At 66.0% G+C, this 16039-nt stretch carries 10 protein-coding genes and 4 pseudogenes; 6 read left to right on the top strand and 8 right to left on the bottom strand.

Annotated features, from left to right (window positions below; genetic code table 11):
* Positions 1–112 (top strand): annotated as a pseudogene (locus SJH88_RS07965) (IS5/IS1182 family transposase); the annotation flags it as partial.
* Positions 113–193: 81 nt separating this feature from the next.
* Entirely contained in the window at positions 194–1225 is a 1032-nt protein-coding gene (locus SJH88_RS07960) for a patatin-like phospholipase family protein (RefSeq protein ID WP_274754110.1), read from the top strand.
* Between the two features lie 47 nt (positions 1226–1272).
* On the opposite strand, the gene SJH88_RS07955 is transcribed toward SJH88_RS07960, so the two are convergent.
* Complete coding sequence (locus SJH88_RS07955) at positions 1273–2448, bottom strand: GGDEF domain-containing protein (RefSeq protein WP_244982967.1); 1176 nt, start codon at positions 2446–2448, stop codon at positions 1273–1275.
* 78 nt (positions 2449–2526) lie between these two features.
* A pseudogene (locus SJH88_RS07950) lies at positions 2527–2769 on the bottom strand (LysR substrate-binding domain-containing protein); the annotation flags it as partial.
* On the opposite strand from SJH88_RS07950, the pseudogene SJH88_RS07945 reads away from it, so the two are divergent.
* Positions 2769–3131: pseudogene (locus tag SJH88_RS07945) on the top strand (aldolase/citrate lyase family protein); the annotation flags it as partial. The pseudogenes SJH88_RS07950 and SJH88_RS07945 sit on opposite strands and share 1 nt — an antisense overlap.
* A gap of 111 nt (positions 3132–3242) precedes the next feature.
* On the opposite strand, the gene SJH88_RS07940 reads toward SJH88_RS07945, so the two are convergent.
* From SJH88_RS07940 to pmbA, 3 genes and pseudogenes are all read right to left on the bottom strand, one after another.
* The gene (locus SJH88_RS07940) at positions 3243–5861 is read right to left on the bottom strand and encodes a bifunctional diguanylate cyclase/phosphodiesterase (RefSeq protein WP_274754109.1); all 2619 of its coding nucleotides are present in this window, start codon (positions 5859–5861) and stop codon (positions 3243–3245) included.
* Positions 5862–6116: 255 nt separating this feature from the next.
* Entirely contained in the window at positions 6117–7004 is an 888-nt protein-coding gene (locus SJH88_RS07935; RefSeq protein WP_420921728.1) for an EamA family transporter, read from the bottom strand.
* 316 nt (positions 7005–7320) lie between these two features.
* Positions 7321–8729: pseudogene (pmbA, locus tag SJH88_RS07930) on the bottom strand (metalloprotease PmbA).
* A gap of 68 nt (positions 8730–8797) precedes the next feature.
* Between pmbA and yjgA the strand changes: the two are divergent.
* From yjgA to SJH88_RS07915, 3 genes are all read left to right on the top strand, one after another.
* The gene (yjgA, locus tag SJH88_RS07925; protein ID WP_274754107.1) at positions 8798–9490 is read left to right on the top strand and encodes a ribosome biogenesis factor YjgA; all 693 of its coding nucleotides are present in this window, start codon (positions 8798–8800) and stop codon (positions 9488–9490) included.
* Positions 9487–10080, top strand: coding sequence for a molybdopterin adenylyltransferase (gene mog / locus SJH88_RS07920; RefSeq protein WP_274754106.1), 594 nt, complete (start codon positions 9487–9489; stop codon positions 10078–10080). Before yjgA ends, mog begins: the two co-directional genes overlap by 4 nt.
* 94 nt (positions 10081–10174) lie before the next feature.
* On the top strand, positions 10175–11377 hold the full coding sequence (locus tag SJH88_RS07915) for a multidrug effflux MFS transporter (protein WP_274754105.1): 1203 nt from the start codon (positions 10175–10177) through the stop codon (positions 11375–11377).
* A gap of 148 nt (positions 11378–11525) precedes the next feature.
* Here the strand turns inward: SJH88_RS07915 and SJH88_RS07910 are convergent, their stop codons facing one another.
* The 3 genes from SJH88_RS07910 to dxs all read right to left on the bottom strand — a co-directional run bounded on the left by SJH88_RS07910 (position 11526) and on the right by dxs (position 15950).
* Positions 11526–12605, bottom strand: a complete 1080-nt coding sequence (locus SJH88_RS07910; protein WP_042412472.1) for a TRAP transporter substrate-binding protein — start codon at positions 12603–12605, stop codon at positions 11526–11528.
* Positions 12606–12778: 173 nt separating this feature from the next.
* Entirely contained in the window at positions 12779–13861 is a 1083-nt protein-coding gene (locus SJH88_RS07905; protein WP_042412474.1) for a TRAP transporter substrate-binding protein, read from the bottom strand.
* Positions 13862–14048: 187 nt separating this feature from the next.
* Positions 14049–15950: a 1-deoxy-D-xylulose-5-phosphate synthase gene (gene dxs, locus SJH88_RS07900; protein WP_274754104.1), complete on the bottom strand. Its 1902-nt coding sequence runs from the start codon at positions 15948–15950 to the stop codon at positions 14049–14051.
* Between the last annotated feature and the right edge of the window lie 89 nt (positions 15951–16039).

The following is a 16039-nucleotide window of genomic DNA, read 5'->3' as shown; positions in this document are numbered from 1 at the left end:
TGCGTGGCTGGACAAGAACAGGAGGCTATGGAAGAACTGCGAGCGGCTCTTGAACACCAGCCTGCAGTTCGTCCACTTGGCTTTCCTGGCCCTACTGCTCAGGAGATCGTAAACACGTTCTAAGGCCATACCGCCCCCCTGCGCCACGCGGGTCGATACACTTTGCGCTTCAGCAACCACCCCACTTTCCGGCATGCGCCTGACCGCCCTGTTGCGCCCCTGTGTCATTCTGGGCCTCACCGCCCTCACGGCCTGCGGCAGCCTTCCCCCCCGCACTGCGGACACCCCCGCCACCACCACCTCCGCCCCGCCCTCGGCGCCGCTCAAAATCGGCATCGCGCTGGGCGGCGGCGCCGCCAAGGGCTTTGCCCACATCGGCGTGATCAAGATGCTGGAGGCCAATGGCTTCGCCCCGGCCGTCGTCTCCGGCACCAGCGCCGGCAGCGTGGTGGGTGCGCTGTATGCCAGTGGCATGCATGCCTTTGAGCTGCAGGAAAAGGCCGTGTCCCTGGACGAGGCCAAGATCCGCGACCTGCAGCTGTCGTCCGGCGGCCTAGTGCAGGGCCAGAAACTGGAGGACTATGTGAACCAGCAGGTGCAGCGCAAACCGCTGGAGCAGCTGTCCAAGCCCTTCGTGGCCGTGGCCACGCGGCTGGAGGATGGCGCGCGCACCGTGTTCGCCCGCGGCAACACCGGCCAGGCCGTGCGTGCATCCAGCAGCGTGCCGGGCGTGTTCCAGCCCGTGCGCATCGGCAAGCACCACTATGTGGACGGCGGCGTCGTCAGCCCCGTGCCGGTCGATGCCGCACGCCAGCTGGGCGCCGATGTGGTGATCGCCGTGGACATCTCCAGCAAGGCCCGCGGCAAGACGCCAGGCGACATGCTGGGCACCCTGAACCAGTCCATCGCCATCATGGGCCAGAAGCTGGGCCAGGCCGAACTGGAGCGCGCCGACGTGGTCATCCGCCCCCAGGTGCTGGACATCGGCGCGGCCGACTTCAGCCAGCGTGCCAGCGCCATCCTGGAAGGCGAGAAGGCCGCCCTGGCGGCTATGCCGCAGATCCGCCAGCGCATCGCCCAGTTGCAGGCCGAGCGCGACCAGGCCGCACACACCGCGCAGCAGCAGGCCGCCGCGGCCCAGCGCCAGGCCTGCCTGGATCAGCGCTCACGCCTGCAAAAGCTGGCCGGCATGGCAGGGCTGGACGCCGCCTGCACGGCCCCCTAACCCGACGCTGAACCGGTACTGGCGCGCGCCAGTGCTGGCCACCGGGCTCAGCCGCCCATGCCGTCGATGATCACGCGGTTGCGCCCCAGGGCCTTGCCGCTGTACATGGCGGCATCGGCGCGGGCGATGGCGGCCTCGACCGGCTCGCCGGGCTGGTACTGGGTGGCCCCCACGGTGCAGGTCACGGTCACGGGCTGGTCCACCAGGCGGTCCCAGGGCATGTCCTGCGTGCGCTGGCGCAGGCGTTCCAGCAGCACCAGGGCCTGGGGAATGTCGGTCTCCGGCAGCACCAGCAGGAACTCCTCGCCACCGTAGCGCCCGGCCACGTCGATGGCACGCATCTCGGTCGACAGCAAGCTGCCGAAGGCGCGCAGCACCGCATCGCCACAGCCATGTCCGTACTGGTCGTTGATGCTCTTGAAGTGGTCGATATCGAGCAGGGCAATGCTCAATGGCGTGCCGTGGCGCTGCACGCCCTCCAGCGCCAGGTGCAGCCGCTCCAGCACGCCACGGCGGTTGGCCACGCCGGTCAGCTCGTCGTAGCGCGCCAGTTGTTCGATGTGGGCCAGGGCCGCCGCCAGCTTCTGGTTGCTGGCACTCAGCCGGTACTGCATGCCTCGGAAATAGGTCACCAGCATGCTGCAGCGCACCACCGCACCCAGCATCACGGCGGCCGTCAGCAGCTGGCCGGCCAGGGTATCGGTGACCATGCGCATCTGTGGCCCACGCCAGCAGATGACCACGGCCACCAGGGCCAGGGTCAGGCCCCAGGTCAGCCAGAAGCTGGTGCGCCGCCGTGCCAGAAAACCGTCGGCACTGAACACCAGCAGCATCACCAGGGCCTGGAACGCCACCTGCGGGGCCACCACCAGCAGCCCCAGCACCCCGGAAATCGACATCAGCTGGTGCTCCAGGAACAAGCCCGGATCGCGCCGCTTCTGGCTCCAGCCGCTGGCATAGGCCCAGGTGATGAAGGCCATGCCCACGGCAATCCACAGGCCGTACCACAGCACGGCACGCAGCGGCGCATAGCCGGCCCAGGCATGGCCCAGGAACAGCGCCAGCGCATACAGGTGGCTCAGCGCCACCGACAGGTGCAACTGCCAGGTGCGACGGCGCCAGCGCTCGAAATGCGCTGCCTCGCTGACCAGGGGCGAGGCCGATTCGGGCCCCCACAGGAGAGGGCCCTCGCTTTTCTTCGGAGGTGGAAGGCTGGGTGTCATGGAAAACGCGTGTGGGTGCGCATTGTGCACCGCAGCCATTGTGGCGCAGATGCCCGGCTGGCCGGTGCCGCCAGGCGCTCAATCGCCGGCGCGCAGCGTTGCGGCCACCTCGCGCAGGCACTCCAGCAGCAGCCCGGTGGTGGGGGTCGGCGGCTGGCCGCGCAGCGTGATCAGGCCGACGGGGGGCAACTCGATCGGCACGGCCAGGTCCAGCACGGCCAGCGTGCCCAGGGCCGCGTGGTGGCGGGCCACGCTGCGCGCCATGAAGGCCACGGCACCGCGCTGGTGCACAAAGGTCAGCTGCGACAGGAAGGATGCGGTGCCTGCTGGTGCAGGCCGAAACCACCACGGCCCTGGCCAACCTGGAAGCGATCTGCGCCGTGGACGGTGTGCACGGCGTGTTCATCGGCCCGGCCGATCTGGCCGCCTCCATGGGCCACCGCGGCAACCCCGAGGTCCAGGCCGCCATCGAAGGCGCGATGCAAACCATCATCGCCAGCGGCAAGGCCGCGGGCACGCTGACCTCGGACCCGGTACTGGCGCAGCGCTATCTTCAACTCGGCTGCAGCTTTGTGGCCGTGGGCGTGGACGTGCTGATGTTCGTGAACGCTGCGCGCAAGCTGCGCACCCAGTTTGCTGGCGCCACGGTGGTGGCCCCGGCCACGCCCGGCGCGGCCTACTGAGACCGGGCGTCTGGACGGCTGGACGGCACCCTGCAGGTGAATAGAACCCACCGGGAATGCCCCGAATTTCATAGCTGTTGGCGCAGTCCACACCTGCGCCAACAGCTATTTTTATGCCGATTCCTCGCCGTGCACCGGCTGGTCGGCGCTGGCTTGCGCGGGGGCCATGCGGGCCACCAGCCAGCGCTCCAGATCCTGCGGGGCCAGCGGCCGGGCGAACAGAAAGCCCTGGGCCACGGGGTAGCCCTGCTCGCGCAGCATGATGTTCTGCACCGGGGTTTCCACGCCTTCGGCGACCACGGTGAGGCGCAGGCTCTGGCCGATGCCCAGAATCGCGCTGCTCAGTGCGCGTGCGGCCTCGTCGTGCTCCAGGTCGGCCACGAAGCTGCGGTCCAGCTTGAGTTCGCTGACCGGCAAGCGGCGCAGGTAGCTCAGGCTGGAGTAGCCCGTACCGAAGTCGTCCATGGACAGGCGCACGCCATGGGCATGGACCTCTTCGATGGTCTTCATGGTGCTGGGGTTGGTGTCCAGCAGGATGCTTTCGGTCAGCTCCAGCGTCAGGTCCTTGGGCGCCAGCGCGTGGCGGTCCAGGGTGTCGGCAATCATGCGCGGCAGGTCCAGGTTGTGGAAGCTGGACGGCGACAGGTTGACCGACACAGCCGGCACCGCCAGCCCTTGGGTGCGCCACGCAGCCAGCTGGCGGCAGGCCTCGCCCACGGCCCAGCGGCCCAGATCGGCAATCAGGCCGCACTCCTCGGCCAGCGGGATGAAGCGCGCCGGGGGGATTTCCCCCAACTGCGGGTGCGTCCAGCGCGCCAGCGCCTCGACCCCATACAGCTGGCCCGTCGCCAGGTCCACCTGCGGCTGGTAGTGCAGGCGCAGCTCACCGCCCTGCAGCGCCTTGCGCAAGGCGTTTTCCAGCGCCAGGCGTTCCTGCGCCAAGCGGTTCATCTCGCTGCTGAAGAAGCTGAAGCGCCCGCGGCCACTGCTCTTGGCCTGGTACATGGCCATGTCGGCACGGTGCAGCAGGGTCTCCATGTCGCGGCCATCGGCGGGGAACATGGCAATCCCGATGCTGGCGGAGATGGCCAGCGCGTTGTCGGCCAGCACCAGGGGCTCGGCCAGCTGCTCCTGCAGGCGCTCGATGGTGTTCGTGACACGCTCGGCATCGCACTGCGGCAGCACCGCCACAAACTCATCGCCGGACAGGCGGCCGGCGATATCGCCAGGGCCCAGCACTTTCTGCAGGCGCGCCGCCACCACGCGCAGCAGCTCATCACCGGCCGGGTGACCCATGGAGTCGTTGACCTGCTTGAAGCGGTCCAGGTCGATGAACAGCACGGCCAGTTGCTCGTCGTTGCGCGCCGCGGCGGCCATGGCCTGGTCGGCATTGGCCTGCAGCAGGCTGCGGTTGGGCAGGCCGGTCAGGCCGTCGTAGAACGCCAGCTGGCGAATGCGCGCCCGGATGTGCTCGCGCTCCAGGGCCAGGGCGCACAAATGGGTGCAGGCATCGACCAGTTGCTGGTGGTAGGCCGAGGCCACGCCCGCCGTCGGATCGCGGTAGTAAAACGCGAACGTGCCGATGGGCTTGCCCGCGGTGCCGCAAATCGGCGTGGACCAGCAGGCCTGGTAGCCCAGCGGCAGGATCAGATGCTTGTAATCCCTCCACAGCGGATCGTTCGCGATGTCGGTCACCAGCACCGGGGCATTGCGCCACGCCGCCGTACCGCAGGAGCCGACCTCGGGCCCGATTGCGACGCCATCCAGCAGCGCGGAATATGAGCTTGGCAGGCTGGGGCTGGCCAGGGGGTGCAGCAGGCCTTGCGCATCGACTTCCAGGATGGAGGCCGTGACCTCCGGCGCGATGCGCTCGACCTCCAGGCACACCATGTCCAGCACTTCGGACAGCGGCTGCTCGCGCGCCATGGCCTCGAGCACACGGTGCTGCAGGGCCTCGTGCATCTTGGAGCGTGTGATGTCCGTCAGCACGGACACCGTGCAGCTCCAGACGCCCTGGTCGTTGATGACGGGGTTGCTGGTGACCTTGGCCCAGTAGCGCTGGCCCTGCTTGCCCACCACGATCTCCTCGCTCCACACCGGCTTGCCGCCCCGCAGCTCCGAGCGGTATTGTTCGGTGAAGGTTTCCTGCATCTGCGGGGCCAGCAAGGCGATTGGTGCCTGGCCCAGCACCTCCTCCTGGGTCCAGCCGAACATGCGGCTGAAGCCACCATTCACATAGACGATGCGCGACTGGCTGTCGCTGATGATGACCGCCGCATCGCTGGCATCGGCCACCAGCGACAGGCGCTCCAGGTGCTGCTGGTGGGCCTGTTCCTGCAGGTGGCGCTGCGTGACGTCGGTGGCCACCTTCAAGATCTGCGTGAGCTGACCCTGGGCATCGCACACGGGCGTGTAGGTGGCTTCCAGCCAGCAACTGCTGCCATCGCTGCGCACCCGTTCCACCACGCCCGAATGGGCCTGGCCAGCGCGCAGCTGGCTCCATAGCGCGGCATGGGCGCCGCTGTGCACCTGTGCGGCCGTGCAAAAGCTCTGGTGGCTACGACCCAGGGCCTGCTCCAGCGTCAGGCCCAGCAACTGCAGGTAATTGCGATTGGCATGGCGCAGCACCCCGTCCAGGTCGAAGCTGGCCATCGCCATGACCCGGTCCAGGGCCTGGAACTGGGTGCGCTGCACTGCTTCGGGCAGACCGTCGTTCGATTCTTCTCGCATCGCCAATTCCTTGAGTTCTTTGGTTTTTTGTCTTTGTTGCGAGCCCTGTCACCACACCCCTGCGTGCAGGTGCCCGTAGCGGCCTCCCCGATTGAGGATTCCATAATAAGGATGAACCACCTGTGAGCAACAGTATGAAACAGTCGGATTTGCCGCTCGGGCATCGGCCCACAACGTGCCTGATGGGGACAAAAAAAGCCCGGGGCATGCGGGCCGCCGGGCTGGAAGGGTGAATGCGGCAGCGCGCGCCGGGGGTCAGCGCCGCAGCCAGCGGCCGCCAAACTGGTTCACCACCATGCCGACCAGCACCCCCAGCGTGCCCACCCATTGCCACATGGTGGGACGCTCGCCCAGCAGCAGCAAAGCCGACAGCAGGCCGATGACTGGCACCAGCAAGGACAGCGGGGCCACGGTGCTGGCCGCATAGCGCTGCAACAACTGCGTCCACAGCCCATAGCCCAACAAGGTGGACAGCAGCGCCAGATAGGCGATGACGCCCAGTTCGCGCCAGCCGATGCCCTGCAGCTGCTGCGCCACGGCCTCCACCCCGTCCACCCCCACCGACAGTGCCAGCAGCGGCACGATGGGGAACAGGCTGGTCCAGACGATGAAGCCCACCGGGGTGTAGGCCCCGTATTGCGCGGCCTTGCGCGTCAGCAGGTTGGAGCTGGCCCACATGGCGGCGGCCCCGACGGTGATCAGAAAACCGGCCAGTGTCATCTCGGTTGGGCTGTCGCCGTGGGCGGCACCGATCAGCGCCAGCCCGGCGATCGCGCACACCAGGCCCCACCACTGCCAGCGCTGCGGCTTTTCGCCCATGAAGGCGGCCGCCAGCAGCATGGTGATGAAGGCCTGCACCTGCAGCACCACCGAGGCCATGCCCGCCGGCATGCCCAGCTTCATGCCAGTGAACAGCAGGCCGAACTGGCCCACCCCCTGCACCAGCCCATAGGCGGCCAGCAGCCACCACGGCAGCGCCTGCGGGCGCCGCACGAACCAGACAAATGGCAAGGACGCCGCCACAAAGCGCAGCGCGCACAGCAGCAGGGGCGACAGCGTGGCCAGGCCCCACTTCATGACGACGAAGTTCAGCCCCCAGACGACGATGACGACCAGGGCGCTGAGCCAGTCACGCTGGCTCATGCCGGCAGAAGGAAGGGGGGAAGCCAAAGACATAGAGAGGACACCTGTGCACGCACGCAAAAACCAAGGCGTGAGTATCACCCGGCCAGGCCCTGCCCGGCCGCAGCCGCAGTCACCCAGGTGGCGCCCGTCCGGCGCCCACCCGGCAGCGGGGCTGGCAGGGCCGGGCATAAATTTTGATCAAAACAGCCTCCAGCGCTTGCTGGGTCAGCGCCAGCAGCTCCTCTTTTCACACAGGCTTGGAGGGTGTGCCAGCCCACGGCCGGCATGAAAAAAGCAGCCCGCAGGCTGCTGGGTGAGAGGCAGGCCTGCCGAATCAGCTGCCAGCCACCTTCATGCGGTTGATCAGGATGGAACCCACGGTCTTGGCGCCGTAGTTGTAGGCATCGGCCCCCACGGCCTGGATGCCCTTGTACATGTCCTTGAGGTTGCCGGCGATGGTGATCTCCTGCACGGGGAAGGCGATCTCGCCGTTCTCCACCCAGAAGCCCGAGGCACCGCGCGAGTAGTCGCCGGTCACATAGTTCACGCCCTGGCCCATCAGCTCGACCACCAGCAGGCCGGTGCCCAGCTTCTTCAGCATGGCGTCCAGGTCGTCGCCCGGCTTGGTGCGCGTGGACGTCAGCATCAGGTTGTGCGAGCCACCGGCGTTACCCGTGGTCTTCATGCCCAGCTTGCGCGCCGAATAGCTCGACAGGAAGTAGCCCTGCACGCGGCCGTCTTCCACTACCATGCGCTGCTGCACCTTGACGCCTTCGTCGTCGAAGGGCGAGCTGCCCTTGCCGCCGAGGATGAAGGGGTCTTCCTCGATCTGGATGTGCTTGGGGAAGATCTGCTTGCCCAGGGAGTTCAGCAGGAAGGAGCTCTTGCGGTAGAGCGAACCACCGCTGACTGCCTGCACAAAACCGCCCAGCAGGCCCGCAGCCAGGGGCGACTCGAACAGCACTGCGCATTCGGTGGTGGGAATCTTGCGGCTGCCCAGGCGGCTCAGGGCGCGCTGCGCGGCGTAGCGGCCAATCGCCTCGGGCGAGGCCAGGTCCTGCGCATTGCGCATGGAGCTGTACCAGAAGTCACGCTGCATCTCGCCATGGCGGCCGGGCAGCGAGGCGATCGGCGCCACCGACACGCTGTGGCGCGAGCTGGCGTAGCCGCCAGCAAAGCCCCGGGTGTGGGCGCTGAAGAAATGGCTTTGCTGGGCCGAGACACTGGCCCCCTCGCTGTTGGTGATGCGCTTGTGCGTGGCCATGGCGGCGGCCTCACACTCCACCGCGATGCGCGCCGCCTCTTCGCTGCTCACGTCCCAGGGGTGGAACAGGTCCAGCTCCCGGTGCGTGGCGCGTGGGGCGATGTCGTCCGCGTCGGGCAGGCCGGCCGTGGGGTCCTCGGCCGTGAAGCGAGCGATGTCATACGCCGCCTGCACCGTCTGCTGGATGGCGGCTTCCGAAAAGTCCGAGGTGCTGGCATTGCCGCGGCGCTGGCCGATGTAGACCGTCACGCCCAGCGACTTGTCGCGGTTGCGCTCCACGGTCTCCAGCTCGCCCTTGCGCACGCTCACGCTCAGGCCACAGCCTTCCGAGGCATCGGCCCCGGCATCGGTGGCGCCCAGCTTCTTGGCATGGGCCAGGGCCTGGTCCACCAGACCCTCAAAAACGAACGGCTGTAGCTGAAGCCGGAATCGGCCTGTGCGGCGGTGGTGCTTGTGGCGCGGGAGCGAGGTTTATTCATAGCGGCGGATATGATACCCAGCACTGCGGCGCACCCTGCGCTGCCACCCTCATTCCCCCAGACACAACATGTCACGCAAACCCAAAAAAGGCTATTACGTCAAAGGCGTTTTCGTTGCCGAAGGCAGCGACCGCGACCTGGAACTGAAGGCCGAACTCAAAGGCACATGGGACGCGACCCGTACCGACCTGAAGAAAGAAAGCGACGCCCTGCAAGACCTGGGCGAAGCCCTGCTGGGCCTGCGCCCCAAGCTGCTGGAGCGCCTGCAACTGCCGGAAAAGCTGGTGGATGCCCTGGCCGAACAAAAGCGCCTGACCAACTTTGAAGCCAAGCGCCGCCAGATGCAGTTCATCGGCAAGCTGATGCGCAAGCTGGACGAATCCCAGGTCGAAGCCGCCAAGGCCGCGCTGGAAGAGCAGCGCACCGGCGTCAGCCGCGAGCAGACCCACATCCTGGTGGCCGAGCAGTGGCGCGACCGCCTGATCGTCAGCGACGACCACCTGGGCGTCTGGCTGGACCAGTTCCCCGCCACCGATGTGCAGCAGCTGCGCACGCTGATGCGCCAGGTGCGCAAGGACGATGCCACCGCCATCGCCAAGGCCAAGGAGGCCGAAGCCAAGGGCCACATCCTGCCGCCGGCCAAGAAGGGCAAGGCCTACCGCGAACTGTTCCAGCTGCTGCTGGCGCACATCAACGGCACGGCCGGCGCCGCAGAGCCCGCCGTGGACGACGACTTGCTGGACGACGAGGACGAGGCATGAGCCTGCACGACGCAGTGAAGATCGGCATCGTCTCGATCAGCGACCGTGCCAGCAGCGGCGTGTACGCCGACCAGGGCCTGCCCGCGCTGCAGGACTGGCTGGCACGCGCACTGCACAACCCGATCACCTTCGATGCGCGCCTGATTCCCGACGAGCAGGCCACCATCAGCCAGACGCTGGTGGAGCTGGTGGATGCCGGTTGCAGCCTGGTGCTGACCACCGGCGGCACGGGCCCGGCCCTGCGCGATGTGACGCCCGAAGCCACGCTGGCAATTGCCGACAAGGAAATGCCCGGCTTTGGCGAGCAGATGCGCCAGATCAGCCTGAAGTTCGTGCCCACGGCCATCCTGTCGCGCCAGGTGGCGGTGGTCCGCGGCCGCAGCCTGATCATCAACCTGCCCGGCCAGCCCAAGGCGATTGCCGAAACGCTGGAAGGCCTCAAGGACAGCAGCGGCCAGCAGCTGGTGCCCGGCATCTTTGCCGCCGTGCCCTACTGCATCGATCTGATCGGCGGGCCCTACCTGGAAACCCAGGACACCGTGTGCAAAGCCTTCCGCCCCAAAAGCGCCCAGCGCGTGCGCCCGTCGTAAACTGCGACCCAGCACCTGCCCCCCAGGCACATGCGGCGCATGTGCCTTTTTTCTTGGGGCCCGTCAATCGCGGGGCCACCGCCAACCGCTCTGCATGCCACGTAACCTCTCTCTGACCTTTGTTCTCGCGCTGTGTACCATGATGGGTGCCCTGGGCATCGACACCTATCTGCCCTCCTTCCACGCCATCGCGCAAGAGTTTGCCGTCGGCCCCGCGGCCGTCCAGCAGACCCTGAGCGTGTACGTGCTGGCCATGGCCATCACCATGCTGTTCTACGGCACGCTCAGCGACACCTTCGGCCGCCGCCGCGTGCTGGTCTTCGCCAGCCTGGGGTTTGCCATCACCTCCACCGTAGCGGCCCTGGTGCAGAGCATCGAGGCCCTGATCGCCGTGCGCTGCGCCCAGGGGGCCATGGCCGGCGCCGGCATGGTGATTGCGCGCGCCATCGTGCAGGACCGTTTCCACGGCGCCGACGCGCAACGCATGATGAGCATGGTGATGTTCTGCTTTGGCCTGGCGCCGGCGATTGCACCGGTGTTTGGCGGCTGGCTGCAGGCCCACGGCGGCTGGCGCGCAGCCTTCTTCTTCCTGACCGGTTTTGGCCTGCTGCTGACACTGCTGTGCTGGCGCGTGCTGCCCGAGACCCTGCCCCCCGACAAGCGCGTGCCGCTGCACCTGCGGGTGATCGCCGGCAACTACCTCACCGCACTGCGGCACCGCCAGTTCCGCCGCATGGTGGCCGGCCTGGCCCTGATGGCCGGGGCCAACGCCATCTACATCAGCGCGGCTGCCGAGTTCGTGATGGGCATCCTCCGGCTGGAGGAAACCTCCTTCGGCTGGCTGTTCATCCCGCTGATCGGTGGCTCCATGCTGGGCTCAGCCATCTCCGGCGTGCTGGCCAAGCAGATCGCGCCCCGGGTGCAGCAGCGCATCGGCTACGGCGCACTGCTGCTGGGCTGCGCCAGCAATGTGCTCTACCACCTGCTGACCGACATGCCGGTCGTGCCCTGGGCGGTGCTGCCCATCGCCTGCTACACCCTGGGGCTGGCGCTGCTGATGCCCATCCTGTCGCTGCAGGTGATGGCCCTGTTCCCCGACATGCGCGGCCTGGCTTCGTCGCTGCAGGGCTTCACGCAGATGAGCGTGTTCGCCATCATGGCCGGGGCCGTGGTGCCCCAGCTGTTCCACAGCGGCCTGGCCCTGGCGCTGGGGCAATGCATCACCGTGGTGTGCGGCATGCTGGTGTGGTGGTGGTCCCAGCGCAGCGCCGCCGCCCAGGACGCTCCACAATCATGAGCACGCTACGCTTGTTATTCGATGCTTTCCCGCTGTTTTGAAGCTGAAAGTGTTTATTGACAAGCGCTGACTGCTTCTTTTTTAAAACAGCAGGGTCAAAAAAAGGCAGCCAGATGGCTGCCTTTTTGTATGCCGGATCCCGTCGCCATTACAGCTTCTGGGTGGACATGAAGTTGTCGAAGCGGCCTTCGGCAAAGCGGAACCACAGCACCTGGTCGCGCTGGAAGTTGCGGTAGTCGGCGTAGATCTTCTTCCAGTCGGGGTTGCTGTTGTCCAGGTCGGCGTACAGGTCCATGGCGCTCTTGAACGAGGCTTCCAGCACCTGCTGTGGGAAAGGCAGCACCTTGGCCTTGGCCGCCACCAGTTGCTTGAGCGCGCCGGGGTTGCGCGAGTCGTAACGCGCCTGGCAAGTTACGTGCGCCTCCATGGCGGCCGCGCGCACGATGGCCTTGTACTCGTTGCTCAGGCTGTTGAAGGCCTTGTCGTTGATGTACAGCGACAGGTTCAGCGAACCTTCCCACCAGCCGGGGTAGTAGTAGAAAGGAGCTACCTTGTTCAGACCCAGCTTCAGGTCGTCGTAAGGACCGATCCACTCGGCCGCATCGATGGTGCCCTTTTCCAGCGACTGGTAGATTTCACCGGCCGGAATGTTCTGGGGCACGCCGCCCATGCGCTCGATCACCTTGCCGGCAAAGCCGCCCACGCGGAACTTCAGGCCCTTGATGTCCTCGGTGGACTTGACTTCCTTGCGGAACCAGCCGCCCATCTGCGCGCCCGTGTTACCGCATGGCAGAGGCACGATGTTGTACTTGGCGTAGAACTCCTGCATCAGCTTGCCGCCGTTGCCATCGACCATCCACGAGGTCAGCTGGCGCGAGTTCATGCCGAAGGGAATCGCACCGCCAATCGCAAACACTTCGTTCTTGCCGAAGAAGTAGTAAGGCGCTGTGTGCGCCGCTTCCACGGAACCGTTTTGCACGCCATCCACCACGTTGAACGCGGGCATCAGCTCGCCAGCCTGGTGGACAGAGATTTCAAACTTACCGCCGGTTTGCGCCTTGACCGATTGTGCAAACACATCGGCCGCACCATAAATGGTGTCCAGCGACTTGGGGAAACTGGAGGCAATGCGCCAGCGCAGTGCAGGTTGTGCGTGCACGGCTGGGGCTGCGGCGGCAGCCAGAACACCGGCGATACCGGCATTTTTGAGCATGGAACGACGATCCATTCGGGGTCTCCTTAGGGGTTGTAAAACGAACCTCTCCCTCCTGCATCGCTTCTTTGGCGATGTACAGGCGAAAAAAAACCGGTGCTGTCGCGCCAGGGCGCGCATATCCGCCGGTTCCGGGAAGGCTGCCAATGCATGAGGGTATTCATAGCTTGGCAGCGGATATCACAGGCTTAGAGCTTGACCGAGGTCATGTACTGGTTGTAGCGCAGCTCCGAGAAGCGCTCCCACAACAGCTGATCGCGCTGGAAGGCGCGCATGTCCTGGTGGATCTTCTTGAACTCGGGCGACTTGGCCTCGTGCTCGGCAAACACTTCCATCGAGGCCTTGAAGCCGGCGTCCATGACGTCCTTGGGGAAAGCCTTGAGCTGGGTCTTGTCGGCCACCAGCTTCTTGATCGCGATCGGGTTGAACGCGTCGTACTTGGCGGTCATGTCGCGCGCAGCCACGCGGGTGGCGACATCGACGATTTCCTTGAACTCGGGCGACAGCGCGGCATAGGCCTTGGCATTGACGAAGAACTCCAGCTCGGCGCCACCTTCCCACCAGCCGGGATAGTAGTAGTAAGGCGCGACCTTGTTGAAGCCCAGCTTCTGGTCATCGTGCGGGCCGACGAACTCGGTGGCGTCCAGCGTGCCCTTTTCCAGTGCCTGGTACACATCGCCGGCCGGCATGTTCTGCGACACCACACCCAGCTTGGCCATGGCTTCGCCGAACAGGCCGCCGCCCAGGCGCATCTTCAGGCCCTTGAGGTCAGCCACGGACTTCATTTCCTTGCGGTACCAGCCGCCCATCTGCGTGCCGGTGTTGCCGGCGCTGTAGCTCTTGATGTTGTAGTTGGCGCAGAAGGCATCGAACAGCTTGCGGCCGTTGCCGTGCTCCATCCAGGCATCCATCTGGCGGGCGGTCAGGCCGAAAGGCACGGCGCAGCCAAACGCGAAGATCGAGTTCTTGCCGGTGAAGTAGTAAGGAGCGGTCTGCGCCATTTCAATGGTGCTGTTTTCCAGCGCGTCCACCACGCCAAAGGCGGGCATCAACTCACCAGCTGCGTGCAACGACACTTCGAACTTGCCACCGGACAAGGCCTTGACGGTTTGGGCAAATTTTTCAGCACTGCCGAAGATGGTGTCCAGCGACTTGGGAAAGCTCGATGCCAGACGCCAGCGCACGGCTTGTTGCGCATGCACGGCTGGTGCTGCAGCGGCAGCCAGGACACCAGCAATGCCAGCATTTTTGATGAGGGAACGACGGTCCATTTTTTCTCCTTAGATACGCAAACACAGCTGCCGCAGGCAAAGCTGCCCCCTGTGCGCAAACGGCCCAGGGGGTGTGCAAAATTCTAGGAAGGGAAAAGGAGAAAACCGTTGGGGGTAAACCCCCGAAACCGGCGAGTCTTCAGCCAAATGTCAGACAGGCATGGACCCGCGCGGCCCTCCGGACACCTTAGGCTTGGGTCTGCAAAAAGCGCTGGCGGATGGCCCGCTCGATCCCCGCGGCATCCAGCCCTTGCAAGGCCAGCAGCTTGGCGGGATCCCCGTGCTCGATGAAGCGATCCGGCAGGCCCAGGTGCAGCACCGGCAGGGTGATGCCGGCGGCCGCCAGGGCCTCGGACACCGCCGCGCCCGCACCGCCGGGGATACAGCCCTCCTCCACGGTCACCAGCACATCGTGGCCCTGTGCCAGCTCCCGCACCAGCGCCTCGTCCAGCGGCTTGGCCCAGCGCATGTTGGCCACCGTCGCATCCAGCGACTGACCAGCCTCCAGGGCCGGGTACAGCAGGGTACCAAACGCCAGGATGGCAATGCGGGGTGCCATGCCCGGCTCGGTCTGGCGCGGTGCCGCACTGTGGCGGCGCACCTCACCCTTGCCGAACGGCAGAGCGGACAGATCCGGCAAAGGTTCCACGCCCACGCCGGCGCCACGCGGATAACGCACGCACACCGGGTGGTCCTGCTCATACGCCGTGGTCAGCAACTGGCGGCACTCGCGTTCATCGGCGGGGCAGGCCATGCTCATGTTCGGGATGCAGCGCACAAAGGCGATGTCGTAGGCCCCGGCGTGCGTGGCCCCATCGGCACCCACCAGACCGGCGCGGTCCAGCGCAAACACCATGGGCAGGTTCTGCAGAGCCACGTCATGGATCATCTGGTCGTAGGCCCGCTGCAGGAAAGTGGAGTAGATCGCCACCACGGGCTTCACGCCTTCGCAGGCCATGCCGGCCGCAAAGGTCACGGCGTGCTGCTCGGCAATCCCGACGTCGTAGTAGCGACTGGGAAAGCGCTTTTCAAACTCCACCATGCCCGAGCCTTCGCGCATGGCGGGGGTGATGCCGACCAGGCGCTCGTCCTGGGCCGCCATGTCGCACAGCCACTGGCCGAAGATCTGGGTGAAGGTGGGCTTGGCCGGTGCGCCGCTCTTGACGATGCCCACCTTGGGGTCGAACTTGCCGGGGCCGTGGTAGGTGACTGGATCGGCTTCGGCCAGCTTGTAGCCATGGCCCTTCTTGGTCACCACATGCAGGAATTGCGGACCGTCCAGGCTGCGGATGTTTTCCAGCGTGGGGATCAGAGAATCGAGGTCGTGGCCGTCGATCGGACCGATGTAGTTGAAGCCGAAGTTCTCGAACATGGTGGCCGGCACCACCATGCCCTTGGCATGCTGCTCCAGCCGCTTGGCCAGCTCCAGCAGCGGGGGCACCTGCTTGAGCACGTTCTTGCCGACATTGCGGGCTGCTGCGTAGAACTGGCCGCTCATGAGCTGCGCCAGATAGCGGTTCAGCGCACCCACCGGCGGGCTGATGCTCATGTCGTTGTCGTTCAGGATGACCAGCAGGTTGCCATCCAGCACCCCGGCGTTGTTCATGGCCTCGAACGCCATGCCCGCGGTCATCGCCCCATCGCCGATCACGGCAATCGCCCGGCGATCTTCGCCCTTGCGCTTGGCGGCCATGGCCATGCCCAGGGCCGCAGAAATGCTGGTCGACGAATGCGCCGTGCCAAAGGTGTCGTACTCGCTTTCACTGCGCAGCGGGAATCCGGAAATACCGCCCAGTTGGCGCAGTGTGGACATGCGGTCACGGCGACCGGTCAGGATCTTGTGGGGGTAGGTCTGGTGGCCCACATCCCACACCACGCGGTCGTGCGGGGTGTCGAACACATAGTGCAGGGCCACCGTCAGCTCGACCGTGCCGAGGTTGGAGCTGAGGTGCCCACCGGTCTTGGACACGCTGTCCAGCACATAGGCCCGCAGTTCCTCGGACAGCGCCTTGAGCTCGCTACGGGACAGGGTCCGCAGGTCAGACGGTGCATTCACTTTCTGCAGCAAAGGGTAAGCGTTTGTGGTCATCGGCTCATCAGGGGTAGGCGGCGGAGGGCATGGCGCACAGTGTGTGCAGACCTGCGCCACCAATCAATAGGAAAAATTCGACGTTCGCA

The sequence above is a fragment of the Comamonas sp. GCA5 genome (assembly GCF_036541385.1).
GTDB classification, from domain to species: Bacteria; Pseudomonadota; Gammaproteobacteria; order Burkholderiales; family Burkholderiaceae_C; genus Comamonas; species Comamonas aquatica.
This window is presented reverse-complemented; position numbering and strand designations above follow the sequence as displayed.

Excerpts from the sequence above, each read along its gene's own strand:
- SJH88_RS07960 (WP_274754110.1), top strand. The coding sequence starts at position 194 with ATGCGCCTGACCGCCCTGTTGCGCCCCTGTGTCATTCTGGGCCTCACC.
- SJH88_RS07955 (WP_244982967.1), bottom strand. The coding sequence starts at position 2,448 with ATGACACCCAGCCTTCCACCTCCGAAGAAAAGCGAGGGCCCTCTCCTG.
- SJH88_RS07940 (WP_274754109.1), bottom strand. The coding sequence starts at position 5,861 with ATGCGAGAAGAATCGAACGACGGTCTGCCCGAAGCAGTGCAGCGCACC.
- SJH88_RS07935 (WP_420921728.1), bottom strand. The coding sequence starts at position 7,004 with ATGAGCCAGCGTGACTGGCTCAGCGCCCTGGTCGTCATCGTCGTCTGG.
- yjgA (WP_274754107.1), top strand. The coding sequence starts at position 8,798 with ATGTCACGCAAACCCAAAAAAGGCTATTACGTCAAAGGCGTTTTCGTT.
- mog (WP_274754106.1), top strand. The coding sequence starts at position 9,487 with ATGAGCCTGCACGACGCAGTGAAGATCGGCATCGTCTCGATCAGCGAC.
- SJH88_RS07915 (WP_274754105.1), top strand. The coding sequence starts at position 10,175 with ATGCCACGTAACCTCTCTCTGACCTTTGTTCTCGCGCTGTGTACCATG.
- SJH88_RS07910 (WP_042412472.1), bottom strand. The coding sequence starts at position 12,605 with ATGGATCGTCGTTCCATGCTCAAAAATGCCGGTATCGCCGGTGTTCTG.
- SJH88_RS07905 (WP_042412474.1), bottom strand. The coding sequence starts at position 13,861 with ATGGACCGTCGTTCCCTCATCAAAAATGCTGGCATTGCTGGTGTCCTG.
- dxs (WP_274754104.1), bottom strand. The coding sequence starts at position 15,950 with ATGACCACAAACGCTTACCCTTTGCTGCAGAAAGTGAATGCACCGTCT.